Source organism: Gordonia sp. 852002-51296_SCH5728562-b, from assembly GCF_001665475.1.
Lineage (GTDB): Bacteria > Actinomycetota > Actinomycetes > Mycobacteriales > Mycobacteriaceae > Gordonia > Gordonia sputi.
The window spans coordinates 1-594 of the sequence record NZ_LZMI01000039.1 but is presented as its reverse complement, the minus strand read 5'-3'; the positions used below and the strand labels follow the sequence as shown (position 1 = coordinate 594).

1 protein-coding gene is annotated in these 594 nt (G+C 62.6%); it reads right to left on the bottom strand.

Annotated elements, in window-relative coordinates; all coding sequences use genetic code 11:
* On the bottom strand, nt 1–594 hold a 594-nt coding region (locus tag A5766_RS25515), incomplete at both ends, for an integrase core domain-containing protein (RefSeq protein ID WP_064904079.1).

Below are 594 nucleotides of genomic sequence, written 5' to 3'. Positions count from 1 at the left end.
CGGTGGTTGTGGTCGGCCTTGAAGTCGCCGATGACCACACGGGCCTCCAACAGGGTGGGCCAGCAGTTGCGGTTCAAACACTCGTCGCGCAACCGGTTGTTGAACGACTCGATGAACCCGTTGTTCCACGGCGTGCCGGGCGGAATGTAGGAGATCCCCACCGACCCTGCACAGAACGCCTGCAGGGCTTCTGAGATGAACTCAGGGCCGTTGTCCATGCGCAGCACCATCGGCGGGCCACCCCAGATCGCGAACGTCTTCTCCAACTCCTCGATCAACCGCTCAGCCGGAATCGAGCGGTCCACGATGTTCAGCAACGACATGCGGGTGTGCTCGTCCACCATCGACGCGATCTTTATCGTCTTACCGTCGACAGAGGAATCGAACTGAAAGTCCAACGCCCACACCACTTTCGGTGCGTCCGCGACCACGACCGGCACCGACGATTGGCCGACCCGTTTGCGCCGCGGAGCACGCCGCACTTGCAGGCCCTCCTCCTTCCACAGTCGATGCACCCTCTTCTTGTTGATCTCGATGCCGTCGTCGAAGCGCAGGTGCGCCCACGCTCGCCGGAACCCGTGCCGCGGGTGTTTG